At 60.9% G+C, this 19,541-nt stretch carries 19 protein-coding genes and 2 pseudogenes; 15 read left to right on the forward strand and 6 right to left on the reverse strand.

Annotated features, from left to right (window positions below):
* Nucleotides 1–4 precede the first annotated feature (4 nt).
* Nucleotides 5–1,189, reverse strand: a complete 1,185-nt coding sequence (locus MET49242_RS18245) for an acetate/propionate family kinase (protein WP_036288656.1) — start codon at nt 1,187–1,189, stop codon at nt 5–7.
* Here MET49242_RS18245 and MET49242_RS25220 point away from each other — a divergent pair.
* The 10 genes from MET49242_RS25220 to MET49242_RS18295 all read left to right on the forward strand — a co-directional run bounded on the left by MET49242_RS25220 (nt 1,179) and on the right by MET49242_RS18295 (nt 10,377).
* Nucleotides 1,179–1,403 carry a hypothetical protein gene (locus MET49242_RS25220; RefSeq protein ID WP_144259684.1) on the forward strand — a complete coding sequence of 75 codons (225 nt, stop codon included), beginning with the start codon at nt 1,179–1,181 and terminating at the stop codon, nt 1,401–1,403. The two genes, MET49242_RS18245 and MET49242_RS25220, sit on opposite strands and share 11 nt — an antisense overlap.
* Before the next feature lie 207 nt (nt 1,404–1,610).
* Nucleotides 1,611–1,907 (forward strand): HdeA/HdeB family chaperone, encoded by a 297-nt coding sequence (locus MET49242_RS18250; protein ID WP_036285089.1) that lies wholly within the window; start codon nt 1,611–1,613, stop codon nt 1,905–1,907.
* A gap of 24 nt (nt 1,908–1,931) precedes the next feature.
* The gene (locus MET49242_RS18255; protein ID WP_036285090.1) at nt 1,932–2,222 is read left to right on the forward strand and encodes an HdeA/HdeB family chaperone; all 291 of its coding nucleotides are present in this window, start codon (nt 1,932–1,934) and stop codon (nt 2,220–2,222) included.
* 606 nt (nt 2,223–2,828) lie between these two features.
* Entirely contained in the window at nt 2,829–3,047 is a 219-nt protein-coding gene (locus tag MET49242_RS18260) for a hypothetical protein (RefSeq protein ID WP_036285092.1), read from the forward strand.
* 133 nt (nt 3,048–3,180) lie between these two features.
* Complete coding sequence (locus tag MET49242_RS18265; RefSeq protein WP_036285093.1) at nt 3,181–3,417, forward strand: hypothetical protein; 237 nt, start codon at nt 3,181–3,183, stop codon at nt 3,415–3,417.
* Nucleotides 3,418–3,659: 242 nt separating this feature from the next.
* Nucleotides 3,660–4,475: a lytic transglycosylase domain-containing protein gene (locus tag MET49242_RS18275; RefSeq protein WP_036285095.1), complete on the forward strand. Its 816-nt coding sequence runs from the start codon at nt 3,660–3,662 to the stop codon at nt 4,473–4,475.
* Between the two features lie 162 nt (nt 4,476–4,637).
* Complete coding sequence (locus MET49242_RS18280) at nt 4,638–5,519, forward strand: outer membrane protein (RefSeq protein ID WP_036285097.1); 882 nt, start codon at nt 4,638–4,640, stop codon at nt 5,517–5,519.
* Nucleotides 5,520–5,801: 282 nt separating this feature from the next.
* Nucleotides 5,802–6,290: a polymer-forming cytoskeletal protein gene (locus tag MET49242_RS23530; protein ID WP_158497321.1), complete on the forward strand. Its 489-nt coding sequence runs from the start codon at nt 5,802–5,804 to the stop codon at nt 6,288–6,290.
* Between the two features lie 857 nt (nt 6,291–7,147).
* Entirely contained in the window at nt 7,148–8,341 is a 1,194-nt protein-coding gene (locus MET49242_RS18290; RefSeq protein WP_144259685.1) for a hypothetical protein, read from the forward strand.
* A gap of 224 nt (nt 8,342–8,565) precedes the next feature.
* Nucleotides 8,566–10,377, forward strand: coding sequence for a hypothetical protein (locus tag MET49242_RS18295; protein ID WP_036285103.1), 1,812 nt, complete (start codon nt 8,566–8,568; stop codon nt 10,375–10,377).
* Nucleotides 10,378–11,058: 681 nt separating this feature from the next.
* Here MET49242_RS18295 and MET49242_RS26255 read toward each other — a convergent pair.
* Both MET49242_RS26255 and MET49242_RS18310 read right to left on the reverse strand, forming a co-directional pair.
* Nucleotides 11,059–11,250 (reverse strand): HdeA/HdeB family chaperone, encoded by a 192-nt coding sequence (locus MET49242_RS26255; protein WP_371212532.1) that lies wholly within the window; start codon nt 11,248–11,250, stop codon nt 11,059–11,061.
* 90 nt (nt 11,251–11,340) lie between these two features.
* Complete coding sequence (locus MET49242_RS18310; protein ID WP_158497322.1) at nt 11,341–11,844, reverse strand: SH3 domain-containing protein; 504 nt, start codon at nt 11,842–11,844, stop codon at nt 11,341–11,343.
* Between the two features lie 263 nt (nt 11,845–12,107).
* On the opposite strand from MET49242_RS18310, the gene MET49242_RS18315 reads away from it, so the two are divergent.
* Genes MET49242_RS18315 through MET49242_RS18325 form a run of 3 tightly spaced genes read left to right on the forward strand, consistent with a single transcriptional unit; the run spans nt 12,108 to nt 14,885 of the window.
* Nucleotides 12,108–13,040, forward strand: coding sequence for a polyphosphate kinase 2 family protein (locus MET49242_RS18315; protein WP_084679194.1), 933 nt, complete (start codon nt 12,108–12,110; stop codon nt 13,038–13,040).
* Nucleotides 13,037–14,467, forward strand: a complete 1,431-nt coding sequence (locus MET49242_RS18320) for an MFS transporter (RefSeq protein WP_036285108.1) — start codon at nt 13,037–13,039, stop codon at nt 14,465–14,467. The genes MET49242_RS18315 and MET49242_RS18320 overlap by 4 nt, the downstream gene beginning before the upstream one ends.
* 55 nt (nt 14,468–14,522) lie before the next feature.
* Nucleotides 14,523–14,885: an MscL family protein gene (locus MET49242_RS18325; protein WP_051134301.1), complete on the forward strand. Its 363-nt coding sequence runs from the start codon at nt 14,523–14,525 to the stop codon at nt 14,883–14,885.
* A gap of 1,399 nt (nt 14,886–16,284) precedes the next feature.
* Here MET49242_RS18325 and MET49242_RS24445 read toward each other — a convergent pair.
* On the reverse strand, nt 16,285–17,391 hold the full coding sequence (locus tag MET49242_RS24445; protein WP_084679197.1) for an AI-2E family transporter: 1,107 nt from the start codon (nt 17,389–17,391) through the stop codon (nt 16,285–16,287).
* A gap of 250 nt (nt 17,392–17,641) precedes the next feature.
* On the opposite strand from MET49242_RS24445, the gene MET49242_RS18345 reads away from it, so the two are divergent.
* Together MET49242_RS18345 and MET49242_RS25225 are read left to right on the forward strand one after the other, a co-directional pair.
* Complete coding sequence (locus tag MET49242_RS18345) at nt 17,642–17,989, forward strand: hypothetical protein (protein WP_036285116.1); 348 nt, start codon at nt 17,642–17,644, stop codon at nt 17,987–17,989.
* A gap of 108 nt (nt 17,990–18,097) precedes the next feature.
* Nucleotides 18,098–18,184: pseudogene (locus tag MET49242_RS25225) on the forward strand (transposase); the annotation flags it as partial.
* Nucleotides 18,185–18,345: 161 nt separating this feature from the next.
* Here the strand turns inward: MET49242_RS25225 and MET49242_RS18350 are convergent.
* Together MET49242_RS18350 and MET49242_RS25585 are read right to left on the reverse strand one after the other, a co-directional pair.
* Nucleotides 18,346–19,160: pseudogene (locus MET49242_RS18350) on the reverse strand (IS5 family transposase).
* 210 nt (nt 19,161–19,370) lie between these two features.
* Complete coding sequence (locus MET49242_RS25585) at nt 19,371–19,541, reverse strand: hypothetical protein (protein WP_158497323.1); 171 nt, start codon at nt 19,539–19,541, stop codon at nt 19,371–19,373.

The following is a 19,541-nucleotide window of genomic DNA, read 5'->3' on the forward strand; positions in this document are numbered from 1 at the left end:
GAAATCACGTCGCGGGCGCGCCGCGTATTATCTCCGCCGTGCGCTTCGCGATTTCGAGCTCCTCGTTCGTCGGGATCACGAATGCGCCGACACGCGATTGCGGCGCGCTTATCAGCGTCTCGCCTCGCTGGTTCGCAGGGTCGTCCAGCGTCAACCCGAGCCAGCCGCATCCGGCCGCGACCTCGGCGCGCGTCGCCGCGTCATTTTCTCCGATCCCGGCCGTGAAGACCAATGCGTCGAGTCCGCCGAGCGCCGCCGCCATAGAGCCGATCTCGCGCACGATACGATAAATGAAAAGCGCGATCGCTTCCTTCGCGGCCGGGTCTCGGGACGCGCGCAGCGTCCGCATGTCGGAGGAAATGCCCGAGACGCCGAGAAGTCCGGATCTGCGATAGATGAAATCCTCGAGTTCGCGCGCGCCGAAACCGTATTGATCCATCAGATGGACGAGAACGCCCGGATCGATCGAACCGCAGCGCGTGCCCATCATGAGCCCGTCCGCGGCGGTAAAGCCCATCGTGCTTGCGACGCTTCGGCCATTCCTCACGGCGCAAAGGCTCGCGCCATTGCCGAGATGCGCGATGACGACGCGGCCTTCCGCGACCGCCGGCGCGACGGCGCGAAGGCGGCCCGCGACATATTCGTATGAAATGCCGTGGAAGCCGTAACGTCGAAGGCCGTCGTCCGAAAATTTTCTTGGAATGGCGAAAGTCTGCGCGATCGGCGGCTGGCTTCGATGGAAGGCGGTGTCGAAACAGGCCGTCTGCGGCAGCTGCGGATAAGCGGACCGGATCGCCCTGATGACCGCAAGATTATGCGGCTGGTGCAGAGGCGCCAGCGGAACGAAGGCGGCAAGCCTGTCGATGATTTGATCCGTTAGCAGCAGCGGCGCGGAATATTCGGCGCCACCGTGAACGACGCGGTGTCCCGCCGCTACAATGTCCTTGCCGTCGAGCCATCGGGCGCCGATCCGCATCATCGTTTGCGTTGCGGCTGCGTGATCGAAGCCCTCCCGGGGAAGCTCTTCCTGAAGAACGACATTGCCCTTCGCATCCGACAGTTTTGCGCGGGGCGTCGCGCCAATCCCTTCGATCTGCCCCTTCAGCAACAGAAGCGGCTCGGCCGCCGATTGAAAGACGGCGAATTTGATGCTCGATGAGCCTGCATTCAGGACGGCTATGCTCGACATGGTTTCATTATCCGGATTTTCAAAAAAAGCGCCCGTCATGGACGAGAAAGTTATAGTGGCGCTATTATCGCCATTGATAGCATCCTTCGCCGGGCGGGGCGTCTCACGCATTCCTTTCGATCGGGAATCGGAAGAGCCGTCCATTCGCGCGGCGCGCAAAAGCGTGCGCTTGGAAAACTGGATGGACGCGGAAAGCGCCGCAGGGCCATCTTGAACTATGCCATATGCGCCCGACAATCGGATGTGAACCCGCATCTGCGCGACAATCGCTCATTTCGCGGTGCATTGTCGCCCGTTTCAAGGCGACGACGCGCCGCGGCCTCTTGACTCTGCGCTTTAACCTTCGAATGAAAATAAAGTCTCACGTTTGATGTGTACATAAGACATTCTGAGACCCTACTGAATGTAGAAGGAGAGACGAATGAAACGACTGATATTCGCTTTGGCCATGGCGGCGGCGTTCGCGCCTTCATTGTCTCATGCGCAGGTGAAGGTCGATATGACCCGCGTCACCTGCGGCGAGCTTCTTGCCATGCCGGCCGACGACGCCGCAGATTTTGCCGCCTGGATGAGCGGCTGGTACGCCCAGAAGAGCGGCCGCACCTTCATCGATCTTGGCCTGTTCCAGAAGAATGTCGCAAGCGTGAGGGAGTGGTGCGGATCGCATCAATCCGAGTCTGTCATGGCGGGCCTGCAGCGCGCGATCGACAAAAAGTAATACAGGAACGATGGGGGAAGATCGATGAAACTCAAGCTCGCATACGCCGCCATTGTCGCCCTCGCCATGACGGCGCCGGCGTCGGCGCAGGTCATGATCGAAATGTCGGAAATCACCTGCAAGCAGTTTTCCGAATATGATCCGGAAACCAAGGCTTTCATTGGTTCCTGGATGAGCGGCTATTTCAGCGCCACGAAGAATCTCAGCGTCGTCGACTCGCGCTATGTCAAGCGCAACTACGACAAGATTCATGCTTACTGCAAGAAGCACTCCAAAGAATCGCTGATGAGCGCCATCGAGAAGAACGCGCGCTGACCCAAAGCGTTAGAAATTAATCGGAGCTGCGAGGACAGGGTCCGGCCCGCACCGCATTCGTGCATGGGGGCAGGAATGAACCTTCGCCTCGCAGCCTTTTCAATCCCCTCAGACGAATGCGATTGCTTTTCTCGAACTGGATATTGAAATCATACGAATTTCGAAGACCGACGTTCATGAAGTGAAGAGGCGCGTGACATAATGCGCGCGGAATATGACCCGCCTTCCCCCGCGCCGCCGATCACAGCAGACAAAAAGAGCCCGGCGCCAGGCCGGGCTAGTAGGAAGAGGGGAGGTTGGTTATTACCATTGAAGTAATGGAATCCTTGGGGGAAAACAGTCTATCGCTCGCCATTTCGGGCGCAGTTTTCGCCATCCGGCTCGTATCGGGCCGAATTGCCGCGGGCGCTGGAGATGATTTCAGCTCAGCTGTCGCTCGCCGGCTTGCCGGCGAATGAAAAAAAGGGGCCTGACCAACGAAAACGGCCCGCGCCTGTACATCCGAGGTCGCGAGCCGTTCTGTCTGGCGGTGGCGCCGCCTACTAATAAAAACTCTACGCGCCTGATTTGACCAAAAAATGGCGCGACGCCCCGCGGCCGCGGTCAATGGCGATGCTCGCGGATTTCGACGAGGACGAACGCGCCGCCCAACTCGGCCAGGCTGAAGGCGGCGCCGCAGACTCGAATTTCCCCCGACTTTTTATTTCGCCGCGCGTTCGGACAGAAAAAGCACACACATTTTATCGAACGCGCTCCAGACAGGAGCGTGCGCAGAAGGCGGTTGTTCTGATCGACAGACAAATTTCTGTCGTCGACGGCCCCTGAAGACATTTCCGTAGCGAGAGCCGTCATAGCGGAAAGGGCGGTCCTCACTGGCGGCTGCGCGGGTTTGCCGCTATCATTCGAGAATGCGAATACGAACGGCGTCGCCGACATTGGCGGCCTATCGAGGGTAACCATGCGCTTTTTGCTGCTTGCCGCTTTCTCCTTTGCGTTCATTGGCGGCGGCAATGCTCTTGCCGCCGACGATGAGACCGCGAAGGAAGACTATGCGCTTGAAGCATACGAACAGTCACTGAAAGCCTATCAGCTGTGCGCCGCGCGTAATTCCGCAAATCCACAAAATTGCAGCGCGCTCGCTCGCGTTATTGAGGCGGACAAAAAACGTTTCGAAATGAACAATTCGGGATTTTGAGCGCGAGGACGAGGGCTGACGACGCCATGCCGAATGCGATATGCGCGAATGACATGGACCTTCGTTGATATCTGTTCGATGAAGCCGATCGCGATTGGCGCGATAATCGATGGCGGACGTCGAGAAAGACCTTGCGATGCCTCTGTTTTGCGCGCGGCGACCGGCCGCCGGTTGCGGTTGTTGACGCGGCGACTTATCCAAACGCTGCGATGGGTCGAAGGACCGCTTCAGGGAGACCCAAGATGAACGTCCGCCAGACGCTGACCGCCGCCGCGCTTTTTCTGGTATGGACGAATGCCGCCGGCGCGGCGGCTTGCGGGAACTCCGCTGCGGGCTTCGGCGCGTGGCTGGAGGACTTCAAGCAGGAGGCGGCCTCAGAGGGGATGTCCCGGCATGTGATCGACGCTGCGCTTGCCGACGCCTCCTATGATCGTGCGGTCATCTCCCGCGACCGAGGTCAGAAGATCTTCCGCCAAAGCTTCGAGAAATTCTCGGCGCGCCTGATCACGCCCGCGCGCCTGAACCGCGGCCGCGCGCTGCTTCAGCGACATGCAAATCTGCTGCGTCAGATCGAAGCGCGTTACGGTGTGCCCGGTCCCGTCCTCGTCTCCATCTGGGGGCTGGAGACGGGATACGGGGCAGACAACGGAAACTTCAAGACGATGCAGGCGCTCGCGACCCTGGCGTACGACTGTCGGCGCTCCGCGCAGTTCACACAGGAATTGAAAGACGCGTTGAAGATAGTCCAGCGCGGCGACATGTCGCCAGCGCAAATGCGCGGCGATTGGGCCGGCGAAATCGGCCAGACGCAGTTCATGCCGTCGTCCTATCTGAAACATGCTGTCGATTTCGACGGCGACGGGCGGCGCGACCTCATCCATTCCACCGCCGACGCGCTGGCGTCGACCGCGAACTTCCTGCGAGGAAGCGGCTGGCGGCCGGACGCCGGCTGGGAGGAGGGCGAGCCAAATTTCCCGGTCTTCCTCGAGTGGAATCAGGCGCGGGTCTACGCCAGGACGCTTGCCTTGTTGGCCACCAAACTCAGCGGCGGGCAATGAGCGCAAACGAGGCGTTCCTCAAAGCCCGATTCTCGCAAGGCGTTGTCGGACCATCCATGGTCAATTGTTGTTGATTGATTAACCAAAGGCGTTAAGAATTTTCGAATGTCGACCCGAGCGGCAGGGCGACGGCAGTCGCGAACTGCAGATGGGAGTCCGCCGATGAAAAACGCTTTTCTCACGTTGACCCTGATGACCGGATCAGCGCTCGCGGCGGACCTCCCATCGAGCAAGGGGCCTGCGACGCTTCCGCCGCCTCCGTTGTGGACGGGCTTTTACCTCGGCCTGAACGCGGGTGGCGCGTGGAGCGACAATAATTCGGTACAGACCGCGACTTTCCCGATTTTCGACGCGATTCCGGCCGGATACGGGACCACGAGCGCCATCCTTGGAACGTTCAGCGCGCCCGCGAACGCGAGCGGCTTCATCGGCGGCGGTCAGATCGGCTACGATTACCAGTTCGGCGGCGCCTTTGTCGCCGGCGTCGAGGCGGATATTCAGGGCGTCGCCTCGAGCGACGGTTCTTCGTCCGTCGCCGGCGCTGCGTTCAACCCTGTCGTCCTCGGCGGCTCGACCGCGAGCCAACTGGCTACTGTCGGCAAATCACTCGATTATCTGGGCACGGCGCGAGGCCGCCTCGGCTATCTTGTCACGCCGACGTTGCTCGTTTTCGGCTCGAGCGGCCTCGCCTATGGCGGCGTTTCCGCAAACACGAGCATCTTCCAGAGCTATACGCCCGTCGCAGGCGCAACGAATATTTTTGCAAGCGGTTCCTATTCCGGCGCGCGAGCGGGCTGGACCGCCGGCGGCGGACTCGAATGGATGTTCGTGCCGAACTGGAGCGCCAAGGCGGAATACCTTTACTATGACCTTGGTAATGTAACTTATAGTGTCGCCCCGATGGTGAGCACGGTCATTGGCGTCGGCGCGCTCGCTTTCTCGGGCGCGTCGCATTCGTCGACCAGTTTTCGCGGCAATATCGTTCGCGCTGGCGTGAACTATCATTTCAACTGGGGCGCAGCGCCGCTTGTCGCCGGCTTCTGACCGTCACGACTATCCCTGACGGAAAGCCCGGCCGCATATCGACGATCGCTCCATTTCCCGCGCCCCGCATGCAGCAGCCCGGCTGGCCGTCGTCAGGCGGGGCAATCTCGCAAAGCAGTGCGGCGTGGGCGCAAGATCGAAGCCCTGCGTATTGACGAGACCTTGGCAATGAGCGACGGAATCGAGAGTTTGCAGCTCTTCGAGGCGGGCCATGAATTCGCCTCGTAACGGACGGAACGTCTTCGCCGTGCGCAAATGCGATTCGTCGAAGGAGAAGCCGCAATGGCTGAGTTCGAGGCTGAAGAAGGCGTCATTTTTGTCGGAAATGGCGCGAAGCTGACCGGCGTGCTTCGGGCTCAGGAATCCGTCGTGATCGATGGCGTGGTGGAGGGTGAAATCATAAGCAAAAGCTTGACTGTCGGGCCCTCCGGCGTCGTCAATGGTCAGATCGACGTTAGCGAGGCGGATATTTCCGGAGAGGTCGCCGGCTCCATCACAGCCAAGCATTTGCTCAAAGTGCGTTCTTCAGCGCGCGTGACAGGAAATTGGCTTTGTGGAGAAATCCTCGTCGAGAGAGGAGCCGTCTTGAACGGGATTGCCGGCGACGAGAAGCTGCGAGCGAGTTCCGACATGGCGCCGGAAGACCTTCGTTCGTCTTCTCGAGCGTCGACTGCGGACTTTGCCGAGCGGGGCGGAACTGTCGCCGCTCTCGCGCCCCGGCCGATAAAGCGCGCGCTTGGGGCAAAGCTCAACGCTCTCGGCCGCAAATAATCAGTCGGTTTTGCTTGAGCGACGCAATATTTTCGGTGATCGAGAAAATATAGGTCGGCCGCGCCGGGGAAGAACGCGCTGGAGGCGTCGCGGTGCGCGCCATTTCGACGACGAAGGGGCGCGTCAATCGCCCCGAACATTCTCGACACGCTACTCGAGGTCGAGCCGCCGGGTCAAAAAAGAAGCATAGATCACGCCTCTATCCTGACCGCAACAGGCTTGCCGCATGTCGTGGCTGGTGTGGTGCAATGCCGCATGATTCGGTCGACGACGGCAAACTTGCGATGGACAATTCCGAGTTCTGATTGTCGACAGCGGCGATGCGCGTTCGATGATGCGACCCGGGAATTTTCTGGTCGATGCGGCGATATCGAGCTCAGTCCTTGCGGCGCTGGCTCCGCGCGTCACTTCGGAAATCAAATTCGCGCGCGCGCCGCAAACCGAAAAATGGAATTACATTCATAATATTACATCCCTCGCGGAGGATTGATCGAGAGGCGGGCGAGCCGGCTGGATAGAGCCCGAAGCGAGCGGGCGGCATCCCAATGTTTCTTCAATCAAATGCCAAGGCGCAGCGCCGTTTTTACCATGCATGCGATCATATGAGCATTGCGACATTATGAATATAATTGCGTGTTGACTTCGCGCTCATCTTTCTCCATTTTCCGTGTCGACCGCTTCGATATTGATTGAAGTGGATGTGAGAGGGGCAGCCATCAACTCGACCGATTGGCGACCGGAAGCGACATTATGCTTCCGGAAGGCGCTCGCGGGATGATGGCCACCCTTTGCTAATTGATCCGCATAACTAGTCCTGCAACGGCGACTAATGCGGAGCTCTAGTGAAGGAGCTAACGATGAAAAAGATAGGTGTATTGCTTTCATTGGGCATGACGCTGACCGCAGGGTCCGCGCTTGCCGGTTGGAACGTCGCGAACACTTCCCAGAAGGGCAGTATCCTGATTTTCCCGCACATCACGGTCGAGCGTCACAGGGGCGCGGAAACGCTCGTCGAGATTTCGAACGACGGCCTCGGCAGCGTTCATATCCTTTGCACTTATGTGAACGAGAGCAAGGGCCGCAATACGTTCGACTTCACGATGACGGGCAAGCAGACCGTGTCGTGGACCGTCGGGGACCGCGATGGCGATGGAGTCACGCCTGGCGAATGGCCGAAGCAGGACGGCGGCTATAGGCCGGGAAGCCATTACCGCGGCGAACTGATTTGTTTCGCTGTCGACACTGGGGCCAATAACCAGATCGCCTTCAACCATCTGACGGGTAAGGCCACGGTGATCTACGGTGAAGGCAAAAAGCGCGACCTTACTGATCTTCAACGCATGCCCACCGACGTGAAGTCCGCCTTCCAATACAACGCCTGGCGGTTTGTCGCGCGCAACATGCGTGGTCTCCCGGCCGATCCTTACACGGTTCAGGGTGAACCGGGCAAGATCAAGCTCAATGGCATGGGCGGCCATTACGATGGTTGTCCGGCGTATAACACCGCCGAGTTCATGCCGAACGGCGCTGAATTGGGTCCGGTGAAGACCAAAGAAAATGATCTGGCGGTCGTCAGCTGCAACCAGGATCTGCGTCAGGACTTCGACTGGCATCTGACGAAGCTGAGCTTCGACGTGTGGAATTCGAGGGAACAGTCGTTCCACACCTCCTGGGTCTGCGTGGACAGCGTCAATTTCGTCCCGCTCGGATACAAGCGCTGGGATGACGAGCATAGCCACAATTGGCATGGAGAAAGAGGCGCCGAGGTTATCAACCCCGGCAACTTCGAATACAAGGTGATCAAGACGGAGAACGCCAGGTTTGCTGTGAAGGGCGTCGCCAGCACGCAATGCCCCAGGTCTGAAAATATGGGCCTGCTCGGCGTTCTCATGTCTTCCGTCCGAGTTGGCGACGACGGAAAGCCGGTGCCGTTGGCGGAATCCCAAGATCATGCCCCGGACTCGATCATCGGAAACACCACCACGGGCGCCGGTGTCACCACGGGTGGCATTCTGTGGGATCCGCATACCCCGCCCGCTCGTCCGAAGTGATATACGCGGGATAAACGACAGATGTTCCCCGGCCTAGCCGGGGGACATCGAGATAAGGCTCGCTGCCAGTCGTGGGAGCGAGCCTTTTTTGCGTGCGAGCCACCCAAGAATTCGGGCGCGGCGCCCATCGAGGAAATATCGGTCAAGATTTCCGGCCCGCTCGTCTCGAAGGAGTCCGGGGAGGATGAGCCGCGCGCAAGATTGAAAGCGGAGGGAAATCCGAAATGGCCGGCTGTCCGCGTGTGTTCATATTTGCAGGAATCGCTTCCGTATTGATTGCGACGCAGGTTGAGGCGCAACCGCAGTCGAACGAAGCCGGCGCCGTGACCGCGCCGACACGAGGCCAGCCGTCGCCGGCCGGCGGCGCGCTGCTTTATTCCTGCAATTATGTGACAGGCAGAAAGTTGTGCGGCGTCGAGACTTTCACGCGCACCGGCGCCAACGCTACGATGTTCGACAGCACGGGCAGACTGACCTTCGCGCCGAATAATCTGCTAGTCTACAGCAATACATTCTCCAACCCAGCCTGGAGCCATGCCGCAGCGAAAATCGCCCCCGCCGTCAAAGCTGATCCTTTCGGTGGAAAGGCCGGCTGGTCGATGCGATCGACGGCGAAAAAAGGCAGTTATTACCGGCAGGCTGTCAAAGTGGAGCCCGGTCTGAACTATCTCAACACGCTCTATCTCGCCCCCGGCGCAGCGTCCTGGGCGCAGATCGACCGATATGATGGTTCGTCTCATCCCTCATGGATAAATCTGTCGAGTTGCACGGCGGGAACGACGGCGCCAGGAACAACGTTGACCGTGACCGCCGTCAGCGGCGGCTGGTGCAAGGTCGACCAGGCCTTCGCTCCAGCGTCCGCGACTGTCTACCCGGGTTTCGCTCCCGCCAGCGGCGACAATGGCGGCCCCGCGATCGGCTCATCCATTCACATCTTTGGCGAACAATTGTCGCTCGTGACCTATCAGACGACCAGCGCCGACTATTATCCCACGAGCGAATCGCCCTATTACGGCCCGCGCTTCGGATACGCCTACAACGGCTCCGCCTGGGTTCCCGCAGGACTGATGTTGGAAGACGCCCGGCAAAATCAATTGCAATACAGTAACGATCTGACCAATCCGGTCTGGGTTCCCGGCGCGACGATGAAAGTCGCGCGCGACCAGATGGGCGTCGATGGCGTGGTCAATGGAGCATCCAGCCTGACAGGGGGCGCCGACAGCGCAACGAATACAATCTGCCAGGCCGCCAAAGCGTGGTTCCACGAACGTATATTTTCCGCCTATGTCAAGCGGATCAACGGCAGCGGCGTCGTGAACATGGCGACGGATGCGCAAACCATGGCCGGAACGAAGGCCACCTGGCGTACGATGACCATCACACCCGAGTGGACGCGCGTCTCATTCGTGCAACCGGGCATAACCGACCCGATAACCTGTTTTCAGATTACGACTCCCGGCGACAAGATCGCCGTGCAATATGTGCAGAATGAGAATGTTCCAAACGAGACGCGCCCGCTCGGCGCCACATCGCCCATAGCGACCACGTCCTCGCTCGTCGTCCGGGGCGACGAGATGCTCGTCAGCGAAAACCCGATTCTGCTCCAAGCCAAAGCCTTCGTGGTCGAAACCAGCGGTCAGCTACCAGCGACGGACATGGCTTTGCTTGGTCTCACCAGCGCCCGCGACGAGCTCGCGATCGGCCTTGGCGAAGATACCGACAACACGTTGTACAGCACCTTTTCCTTCCCTAAACTGTCCACGACCAACACTGCGATATGGAGCGGAACCAATCGCGCCGGCGTCGCCTGGGGCGACGAGCCGGTATGGAACGCCCTCTCGCTGAACGGCGGTCCCGTCGCCGCCGGGGACGGCGAACATGGCGTGCTGACGAAGATTTTCTGGGGTTCCGAACCTTTCGGCGGAAAGGCCTGCAATTGCTTCATCCGATCATGGGCTGCCTACTCCTCTCTGACGAAAGAGCAGTTGTCCGCAAAATCGGTCGTGGGCGCGCCTTTTTTAAGGCGAGTCCATTAAAAGCGCGGGCGGTCCTGCGTCCGACCGCGCGGCAAAATTGATGTGTGAGCGAATTCCGTTCAACGCAAATTCGCATCGGGCGGGCGCGTTTCCCGCTTCGACGCATTGAGGCGTCAATTGGCGTCCAATCCTGACCACAGCGCAAATGATCATGACATATTTATAATAATAGCAATCGGTGCTCTTACACTAGAAGCTATCGGTGCTCAGCCGTGATCCCGGCAAACCGTTCAAAGCGTAATTATTGCATTGTGAAATGAAAAATCGAGCGGAGGTCAATGTTCGACGCCGACTCACGGCGATCATGGCGCGAAAGACGACCGCGCCAAGGCCCGATATTACGCCGACCGCAACCGTGCAGAGCGTCAGGAGCCATCAAGCGATTTCGCAAGGCTCTGCGATGTTTTTTTCTTGCCTAGCGTGCTTTGTGCTCGGCGCCATCGCGTCCAATCGCCTCTAGGCGCGTGTTTATCAAGCAACTGCTCTGACGCGCCTGACAAGTTGAAGGACCGCCGTCGCTCCTTCTCCTCGGCGCCCGGCCGCCGATTCACATTTTATCCTTCACCTTCTTCGCTTCCGCCTCAACGCTGCGCCAGGCATTCTTCCGCTTTGCCAGAAAAGACTCTCCCGGCGCTTTCTTGCAGTCGTCGATGATCATCGGCACGACTTTCTCTGTGCCCTCTATGTCCACGATGGAGTCGGCCTTGCCGGCCTTTCCTTAGCGGTCGCGAAATAGACGACTTTGGGCTGGAAGTCGCTCTCGACGGCGAGAAACTCCTCGCAGGTCCACTTGGAGACCGGCTTCTTGGTGTCGGCGACAGCCCCCTGGGCGGCCAGCAGGCAGGCGACAAAAGCGAAATAGCGCAGTTTCATGGGGCCTCCCTGATGGGGCGAGGACCGACGCGCGGGCGCTGAAGCCTGATCGATCTTTCGATGACCATTCGCCGCCGGTCCACACCAAGATTAGTAGAAAGTCGTGGCGTAAGGGGCATTCTGGCGTCTCAGGACCAACCCGTTAACGAAGCCCGTCTGGCCTTCGTAGCTGATCTTGCACCAGCCATAGAGCCAGCCTTGCGAACAATATGCGACATCGACCTTCTCGCCAGAGGGAACCACTGCGAGTGAGGGCCAGTTCGTGCCCGGCCCCTTACGCAGATTTACGTTATCGATCGTGACGATGGGGGCGACGATGACGTCATTGGCGCCCGAGGGCGCCAGCGCGCCGACCTGCACATATCCCTTCACTTTCTTCCACTGCACGGCGCACCAGCCGCCTTGCCAGCCGGAGTAGCAGCCGGAGACATTTACATCGACTCCCGCCGGTATTTTCGCGATGGCCGGCCATTGAATTCCTGGCCCGGACCGAACGGTCGCGGGGCTAACAAGAGAATGCGCGTCCGCTTCGCCAGCCGTCGCGGCGAAAAAGGCCGCTGCAGCCGCGAGAAGCGTCATCTGCTTGAAACTCATTTTGTTCCTCCTTGACCCCTTATTTGACCACACGCTGGAGATAATGACGACGCAGCAGGTGACCGTTTTGAGCGCCGCTGCGCCGGTCTCACGGTTCCATGGAAGCCGGTGGTCCCGACCCCAGTCGATGCGTTTCGCAAGCACGCGCCTGTCCATAACGCGGACACTGATCATTTTGGCCAGTCGGCGACTTGACGGCTTGGGTCGCGCGCAGGACAAAATGATGCGAGAAAAGCCCTGTCCCGGGCAAACCGGAGCGCAAGATGAATTTCACGAAACGCTTGCGCATCGATCCCGGCTCGAAGGTTGACCTCTCGTCGATCGACCCGGGGTTTCACGGAACTCACGCGAACGACGTCGAGGCTGCCGAGGAGCTGCAACATCATTTGCAGCGCATTACCAAGGCCCAGCGCGCCCTCTATGCGGAGCGCAACCATTCGCTCCTGATCCTCCTTCAGGGCATCGACGGCGCGGGCAAGGACGGCTCGTGCTGGCATGTGATGAGCGCCATGGACCCGCAGGGGGTACAGGTGACGGGGTTCAAGCAGCCGACCGCCGAGGAGCGCGATCACGACTTCCTGTGGCGAATTCACCCGCATGCGCCGGCGCGCGGAAACGTCGCGATCTTCAACCGCTCGCACTACGAGGATGTGCTGGTCGTGCGCGTGCACAAGCTTGCTCCGAAGGAAATCTGGAAGCCGCGCTTCGACTTCATCAACGAATGGGAAAAGCTGCTGTCGGTCGAAAACAATACGACAATTCTGAAATTTTTCCTCTACATCTCGAAAGAGGAGCAGCTTGCGCGCTTCAAAGAGCGCCTCGACGATCCGACGCATCAGTGGAAGATCAGCGCGACCGATTATACCGAGCGCAACAAATGGGACGATTATATAGAGGCTTTCGAGGCGGCGCTCTCGCGCTGCTCGACCGAGCATGCGCCGTGGTTCGTGATCCCCTCCAACCACAAATGGTTCCGCAATCTCGCTATGTCCGCGATCGTCGCCGACGCGCTGGACGACATGAAGATCGAGGCTCCCAAGCCAACGGTCGACATAGAGGAAATCCGACGGCTGTATCGCCAGGCGAGCGAGGCCGAGACGCGCAAGGGAATGAAGAAGAAGAAAAAGAAGCGCGAGACGGATGGAGAGGCCGTGCCGCCGGAAGCAGAAACGACGCCGGAGCCGGCGCAGTCTTGAGCCCCGCCCCGCTTCCCAGGGGGCCGCTTTTCGGGGCGATCGACCAGGCACCGATGAACTGGCGTCATTACATGCTGTGGCTCGCCGCCAGCGGCGGCGCCTTTCTGGGTGGCTTCACCGTCGTCGCGCTGGGCCTCGCCGTGCCGCTGCTGAAACAGGATTTCTCGCTCGGTCCGCTGGTCATCGGCTTCATGGGCGCCGCCCTCGTGGTCGGCGCGGCGGCGAGCGGGTCGATCGGCGGCGTCCTCGCCGACAAGTTCGGCCGCAAGCGCGTCATGGTGATCGACATGGCGGTCGTCATCCTCGCCGCGCTGCTCGGCGCCTTCGCGTCGGACCCGTGGATGCTCGTTGCCGCGCAATTGCTATCGGGGGCGGGGGTCGGCGCGGATTTCCCGGCCAGCGCCACCTATGTTTCGGAGACGATGCCCGCCCGGACGCGCGCCCGCATGATCGTCGCGACGATCGGAACCCAGTCCGTAGGCATGGTCACGGCCGCGCTCGCCGGCATGGCGATCCTGAAGTTTCACCCAGCGGCGTCGGACTGGCGGCTGCTCGTCGGCGCGAGCGGCGTCATCGCGTCTCTCTATTTCCTCGCGCGTCTACGCGCGCCCGAAAGCCTGCGCTGGCTGGCGACGAAAGGGCGCGTCGAGGAGGCGCGGGCGCTTCTGTCGCAATTGGGCGCGCCGGCCCGCGACGCCGCGATGCCGGATGTCGCGGCGGCTCCGGCGCAACCGACCGCGCCGCCGCCCGCGCAACCGTCCCTTCATGGGGCGGGGCTCGGGACGCTGTTCAGCGCGCGCTATCGCGCCCGCACGCTGCTCGTCTCGCTGCCATGGCTGCTCATGGACGTCGCCACCTATGGCGTCGGCCTGTTCACGCCGGTGATCGTCGGCGCCTTTCATGTCGACGGCGCGAGCGGCGGGCTGATCGCGTCGGATTTCACTGACGCCGAGGGCAGCGCGGTCGTCGATCTGTTCCAGATGGACAGCTTTCTCGCCAGCATCTGGGCGGTTCCGATCTTCGGGCGCATCTTCATGCAGATCGCCGGCTTCGCTGGTATGGCGATCGGCATGACGCTGCTGCTGTTCGCGGCGGTCGCCAATGACGGCCCCATGATGCACATGAGCTTCGTGTTCGGCGGCTTCGTGCTGTTCAATTTCGCTATGAACGCCGGCCCCAACGCCACCACCTTCACCCTCGCGCCGACGCTCTTCCCGACCGCCATCCGCGCATCGGCGAGTGGCTTCGCGGCCGGCGCGGCGAAGGTCGGCGCGACGGCGGGTGTCTTCGTCGTGCCGCAACTGCAAGCGGCATGGGGCCTCGACGGCGTCGTCGCTTTGATGGCCCTCGTCAGCCTCGCGGGCCTTGCGGCGACAGCCTGGTTCGCCCATGCCGTCAACGACGAGGGCGCGCTGGAGGAGGATTAGCAGCCGGGCGAAGTTCGCTGATTAAGACGGAAAGCACTGGAGAAGAGCAGGAAAGATGCGCAGTCTCAAGGAATATCTCGCGCGGGCGGGTGCGCTCGACATCGCGCTCACCATCGTGCTGGCCCTGGCGATCGTGAAGGTGGTGGATTCTCTCGTCGTCGACATCATCATGCCGCTCATCAGCCATTTCGCCGGCAACAACCGCGACATGGCCGACTACTTCATTCCGGTGGGACCGGGCGTGCACGCCGATATGAGTTATGCGGAGGCGAAGCAGGTCGGCGCGGTGATCGGCTACGGCCAGTTCATCATCGCCCTCGTTTGCTTCATCATCGCCGCGACGCTGTTCTTCCTGATTTCGCATGGCCTGCGCGAGTGGCGACGCGAGGATCAGGCCAGGGAGCAGGCCGAGAAATAGCGGCGCGCGGGATCGGGCGGTTTGGGCCATGGGCAAGGGAAAAACGCGGCTTTCGGACTGGCTTCGATCGTTTCAGGGGGCGGTGAGAGAGGAACTCGTCAGCGATTTCGAGCTCCTTCTCGAACATCGCTACCTCGTCATTGCGCTGGCCGCGACGCTCTTCGGCGTTCTGCTGTTTTCGAATCCGCCCCCGCCCGGTCGCATCGTGCTCGCGGCCGGCGCGCCCGGCTCGGCCTATCGCTCCTTCGCCGAGGAATATCGTAAATTCTTTGCCGAGCGCGGCATCCGGCTCGAGATCGTTCAGACGCAGGGCGTGCTCGAAAACGCACGGCTCATCGGCGATCCGGGAAAGAAGATTGACGCAGCCTTCGTCCAGGCCGGGCTCGTCGACCCACGCGCGGCGGACCGCATCAGATCGCTGGGCAGCCTCAATTACGCGCCCGTCTGGCTGTTTTTCCGCGGCTCGGACAATGGCGGCAAGCTTCAGAAATTCATGGCGCTGGGCGAACGCCGCATCGCGACGGGCCCGCCGGAAAGCGGCTCCTACGCCGCCGCCATGCGGCTCCTGGCGCTCAACAGGCAGCCCGTCCCGAAAAATCTGATCATCATGCCCCCGGCCGAGGCTGTCGCCGCGATCAATCGGAACGAAGTGGACGCCGTGCTTCTCGTCGACGGCGCGGATTCGCCGAACATCCGCTCGCTAGTCGGCAATCCCCAACTGCAACTGGCGAATTTCGCCCGCGCGCCGGCCTATGCGCGGATCGTCAACCATTGGCAGGCGCTGGTGGTGCCGATGGGCGGCCTCGACCTTGCGCGTAACTTCCCGCCGCAGGACGCCCACATCATCGCGACGACGACCGATCTCGTGGTCAAGGAGTCGCTTCACCCCGCCATTCAGATGCTGTTTCTGCAAGCCGCGGAGGCCGTCAATGGACGCCCCGCCTTCTTCGAAAAGCGGGGAGAGTTCCCGGCGTTCAAGAACGACGACATTCCGGAAAGCGACGAGGCGAAGATCTTCTACAAGAGCGGCGCGCCGTTTCTGATGAGATACATGCCGTTCTGGCTCGCGGAATTTTTCAGCCGGCTGTCGTTCTACGTCGTGCCGCTGTTTCTTCTGTCCTATCCGACGATCAAGCTCATCTTCGATTATCGGGTCAAGCAGGGTCGGATAAAGATCGGCGCGGTCTACAAACGTCTGGCCGCGCTCGAAAAGAGCGTCATCGACTCTCCGGGCGAAACGGGACGCGAGGCCTGGCTCGACCCGTTGAACGAGATGGAGCGCGCCGCGATGGCCCTGCGTCTGCCGCGCGAGCTTTCGGGCGACTATTTCGTCCTGCGTTCGCACATCGATTACGTCCGCACCTGTCTCTCACGCGGCGCGCCCTACGCAAAGCGAGAGTCAGCGTCCACTCCCGGCGTCACGATCGTGAAGCCAGGCGTCGGCAAGATTCCAGGCGACGGCGACGACGATCGGTCCCACGAAGAGGCCGATGATGCCATGCGCCAATATGCCGCCGATCACGCCGACAAATGTGACGATCATCGGCGTCGTGAGACCGCGCGAGAGGAAGAAGGGCTTGACCAGCGCGTCTGACAGGCTAACCGCGCCGAGGCAGATGGTGAGGCCCAAGGCGGGCAGGGGAGAAAGACTGAGCCAGGCCCAGATCGCCACCGGAACCGTAACGAGGCCGGGTCCGACTTGCACGATGCCGAGGATGAGCACGAGCAGCGTCAGCACGCTCGCGCCCGGCACGGCGGCGAGCGTCATGCCCGCGCCCGCGACGACCGCCTGAAGCAGGGAGACGCCGATGACGCCGCGCGATACGGCGCGGATCGTGTCGCCCGCGAGAGCGACGAAGCGCGCGCCCTGCGCGCCGTCGATCCGAGACGCGAGATTTTCGACCACGGCGACGAGAGGCTCGGCGTAAAGGAACAGAAACCCCATGACGACGACCGACAGCAGGAATTTCAGCGTGCCGACGCCGGCGCTGCTGACCGCCTCGATAAGCTTCTCGCCGAGCGGCTTCAATTGCGGGAGCAAAGGCGCGAGCGCGCTGCGCATATTGGTCGAGGCGAGTGACCAGAAGTCGTAGAGCTGCTGCCCGATGAGCGGCCATTCCTTCACCGACGCCACCGGCGGCGGAACGGCAAGCTTCCCCGCGTTGACGCTGTCGATTAGGCCCGTCGAGGCTTCGATCAGATCGAGGCCGAGCCAGGTGACGGGGCCGACGACCAGCACGAGGCTCATGCAGGTGAGCGCCACGGCGGCCAGACGCGGCCGGCCGCCGAGACGGGACGAAAGCCATGCGAAAACAGGATAAAGCGCGACCGCCATGATCACGCTCCAGGCGATGATCGGCGCGAATGGAAAAACGATGACCGCCGTCCAATAGATGAGGATGGCGATGAGCGAGAGCCGGATAGCGAGCTCGATCGCATTGTGGTCGCGTAGCGAGGCCCCATCGCCTGCTTCGGGCTTTCTTGCGCTTTTCCAAAAAACATCCATCCATCTGTGACTTCTGGGAGCGACGATCCGTTCGTCCGGTGGAGGGCTCATGGGGGGCCATATGTTGGAGTTGAGTATCAGAATACGTTGGCGCGATCGCGCGGCCAAGGCGACCGCCGCTCGAAACGAGCAGGGAACTCATTGACCGATCAACGACCGCTTTTATACTCCTGTCGTTCGGACAATCGCTCAAATTCGTGAGTTATTTTATGCGAGCGATTTTTTCCCGCCCTACAAAAGGAGCGCTTCCATGCTCGATCCAACCGCTGGATTGCCCACCGGGGTGTTTGGTCTCACTGCGAATGGCACGGTCATCGCGCAAGATGTCGCGCAGGCCCTTCTTCTCGCAAAGGCGGCGCCGGCTGGGGCGTCGGGGTTCATTCTCTTCGTGGATCCGGATCTTGACGGCTATCTTGCCGAGATCGTTTCTGCGCTCGAGACGGCCGCCGCAGCGAAGCCACCTCAGTATCGCCGTTGGGCGCTCGTTGTCCCCGACGACGCCGTCAGTGAAGCCGAACAATATAAAGGCGGCGGAGAGCCGACCATCTTCCCGTGCAGCCGCCGCCAGGACGCCCTCTCATGGGCGAGTGGAGAGTGAGCGCGGCGAGAGGGGCAACTGCTGCGCCGAACGCAATGCCTGGGAGATGTTGCGCACACTCTAGAGGGTGTTATGTACTTTGGTGATTGATTGTCTTAGTAGAATCGGATGTCTCCGATTCGCAAACCTTATCCGTCTGACGTCAGCGACGAAGAATGGTCGCTGGTTGCGCCTTATCTGACGCTCATGGACGAATGTCAATGGCGGGGACAAAATGTGCATGAAGGCGGGGTAAAAGTGTACCGGTCTGGTTTCGAGAAAAGGGCCGCACGGCCCTTGTAGTTTAGTTGACGCGCGCGTTGAACCGCGCTGCGCTACGCTCCGCGCGCCTCAACGCCCGCGTCAACTAGAGGGTGTTATGCACCTTGGATCATGAAATCTGCTGCGCGCTTGAGCATGAGACATGCGAAGGCGACGACGTGGAGTCCTGCGAGGGTCTGAGCATAGCGCTCGTAGTCTTTGACGAGCCGCCTGCATCGCGTCGCCCAGGCGAATGAACGCTCGACCACCCAGCGCTTGGGCAGCAACACGAAGCCTTTTTTGGCCTCGGCGAGTTTGACGACGCAAGGCTCGGCGCCCTGCGCCTTTGCGGCCTCGGACGCCTTTTCGCCGGTGTAGCCCTGATCGACATAAACGAGTTCGACGCTTTCGCCTGTCACATCCTGCACGGCTGCGATGAGCTTGCCGGCCTCGGCGCGGTCATCGACATTCGCCGGCGTGACATGCAACGCCAGCAAAGGGCCCAATGTGTCGACTGCCATGTGCAGCTTCGAGCCGCGCTTTCGCTTCGCGCCGTCATAGCCCGCTCGTGGGCCGCTCTCAGGGGTCGAGCGCAAGGTGCGGCTGTCGATGATCGCCGCCGTCGGCTCCGCCGCCCGCCCGGAAGCGACGCGCAACTGGGCGCGCAGATCCTGCGCAAGCGCCTCGAACACGCCCGCCGACAGCCAGCGCTGCGATTGCTGATACACGGCGAACCATGGCGGCAGATCGTTGGGCATGGCGCGCGCCAGGCGATGCCGTAGCGCAGCACGTAACGCAGGCCGTTGAACAGCTCGCGCAGCGAATGTTGACGCTGCGGCGCGCCTTCGTCCATGAGCGTCAGATAAGGCGCAACCAGCGACCATTCTTCGTCGCTGACGTCAGACGGATAAGGTTTGCGAATCGGAGACATCCGATTCTACTAAGACAATCAATCACCAAAGTACATAACACCCTCTAAACTACAAGGGCCGTGCGGCCCTTTTCTCGAAACCAGACCGGTACACTTTTACGCCGCCTTCATGCACATTTTGTCCCCGCCATTGACAACAGATTACGTTTACAAAATCAATAACTCGAACATGAATAGCCGATATCTGCCGAACTTTGACCCTGCACCTGACTATGCCTGCTGAGCCCGCAGCAAGCCCTGTTGTGCCTTTCGCAGACGCAGCTGGGCTTTTTGTACCTTCACCGCCTTCTTGTCGGCCTTGATCTTGTTCTCCTTGGTCTTGATGGCGATAGCCTGCGGGTCAACGGTCTCATCCACGGGAAGAATTTCAGCGATACGCAT

Origin of the sequence: Methylocystis sp. ATCC 49242 (assembly GCF_000188155.2) — a bacterium.
GTDB lineage: Bacteria > Pseudomonadota > Alphaproteobacteria > Rhizobiales > Beijerinckiaceae > Methylocystis.

Excerpts from the sequence above, each read along its gene's own strand:
- MET49242_RS25220 (WP_144259684.1), top strand. The coding sequence starts at position 1,179 with ATGCTCGACATGGTTTCATTATCCGGATTTTCAAAAAAAGCGCCCGTC.
- MET49242_RS18245 (WP_036288656.1), bottom strand. The coding sequence starts at position 1,189 with ATGTCGAGCATAGCCGTCCTGAATGCAGGCTCATCGAGCATCAAATTC.
- MET49242_RS18250 (WP_036285089.1), top strand. The coding sequence starts at position 1,611 with ATGAAACGACTGATATTCGCTTTGGCCATGGCGGCGGCGTTCGCGCCT.
- MET49242_RS18255 (WP_036285090.1), top strand. The coding sequence starts at position 1,932 with ATGAAACTCAAGCTCGCATACGCCGCCATTGTCGCCCTCGCCATGACG.
- MET49242_RS18260 (WP_036285092.1), top strand. The coding sequence starts at position 2,829 with ATGGCGATGCTCGCGGATTTCGACGAGGACGAACGCGCCGCCCAACTC.
- MET49242_RS18265 (WP_036285093.1), top strand. The coding sequence starts at position 3,181 with ATGCGCTTTTTGCTGCTTGCCGCTTTCTCCTTTGCGTTCATTGGCGGC.
- MET49242_RS18275 (WP_036285095.1), top strand. The coding sequence starts at position 3,660 with ATGAACGTCCGCCAGACGCTGACCGCCGCCGCGCTTTTTCTGGTATGG.
- MET49242_RS18280 (WP_036285097.1), top strand. The coding sequence starts at position 4,638 with ATGAAAAACGCTTTTCTCACGTTGACCCTGATGACCGGATCAGCGCTC.
- MET49242_RS23530 (WP_158497321.1), top strand. The coding sequence starts at position 5,802 with ATGGCTGAGTTCGAGGCTGAAGAAGGCGTCATTTTTGTCGGAAATGGC.
- MET49242_RS18290 (WP_144259685.1), top strand. The coding sequence starts at position 7,148 with ATGAAAAAGATAGGTGTATTGCTTTCATTGGGCATGACGCTGACCGCA.
- MET49242_RS18295 (WP_036285103.1), top strand. The coding sequence starts at position 8,566 with ATGGCCGGCTGTCCGCGTGTGTTCATATTTGCAGGAATCGCTTCCGTA.
- MET49242_RS26255 (WP_371212532.1), bottom strand. The coding sequence starts at position 11,250 with ATGAAACTGCGCTATTTCGCTTTTGTCGCCTGCCTGCTGGCCGCCCAG.
- MET49242_RS18310 (WP_158497322.1), bottom strand. The coding sequence starts at position 11,844 with ATGAGTTTCAAGCAGATGACGCTTCTCGCGGCTGCAGCGGCCTTTTTC.
- MET49242_RS18315 (WP_084679194.1), top strand. The coding sequence starts at position 12,108 with ATGAATTTCACGAAACGCTTGCGCATCGATCCCGGCTCGAAGGTTGAC.
- MET49242_RS18325 (WP_051134301.1), top strand. The coding sequence starts at position 14,523 with ATGCGCAGTCTCAAGGAATATCTCGCGCGGGCGGGTGCGCTCGACATC.
- MET49242_RS24445 (WP_084679197.1), bottom strand. The coding sequence starts at position 17,391 with ATGGATGTTTTTTGGAAAAGCGCAAGAAAGCCCGAAGCAGGCGATGGG.
- MET49242_RS18345 (WP_036285116.1), top strand. The coding sequence starts at position 17,642 with ATGCTCGATCCAACCGCTGGATTGCCCACCGGGGTGTTTGGTCTCACT.
- MET49242_RS25585 (WP_158497323.1), bottom strand. The coding sequence starts at position 19,541 with ATGCGTATCGCTGAAATTCTTCCCGTGGATGAGACCGTTGACCCGCAG.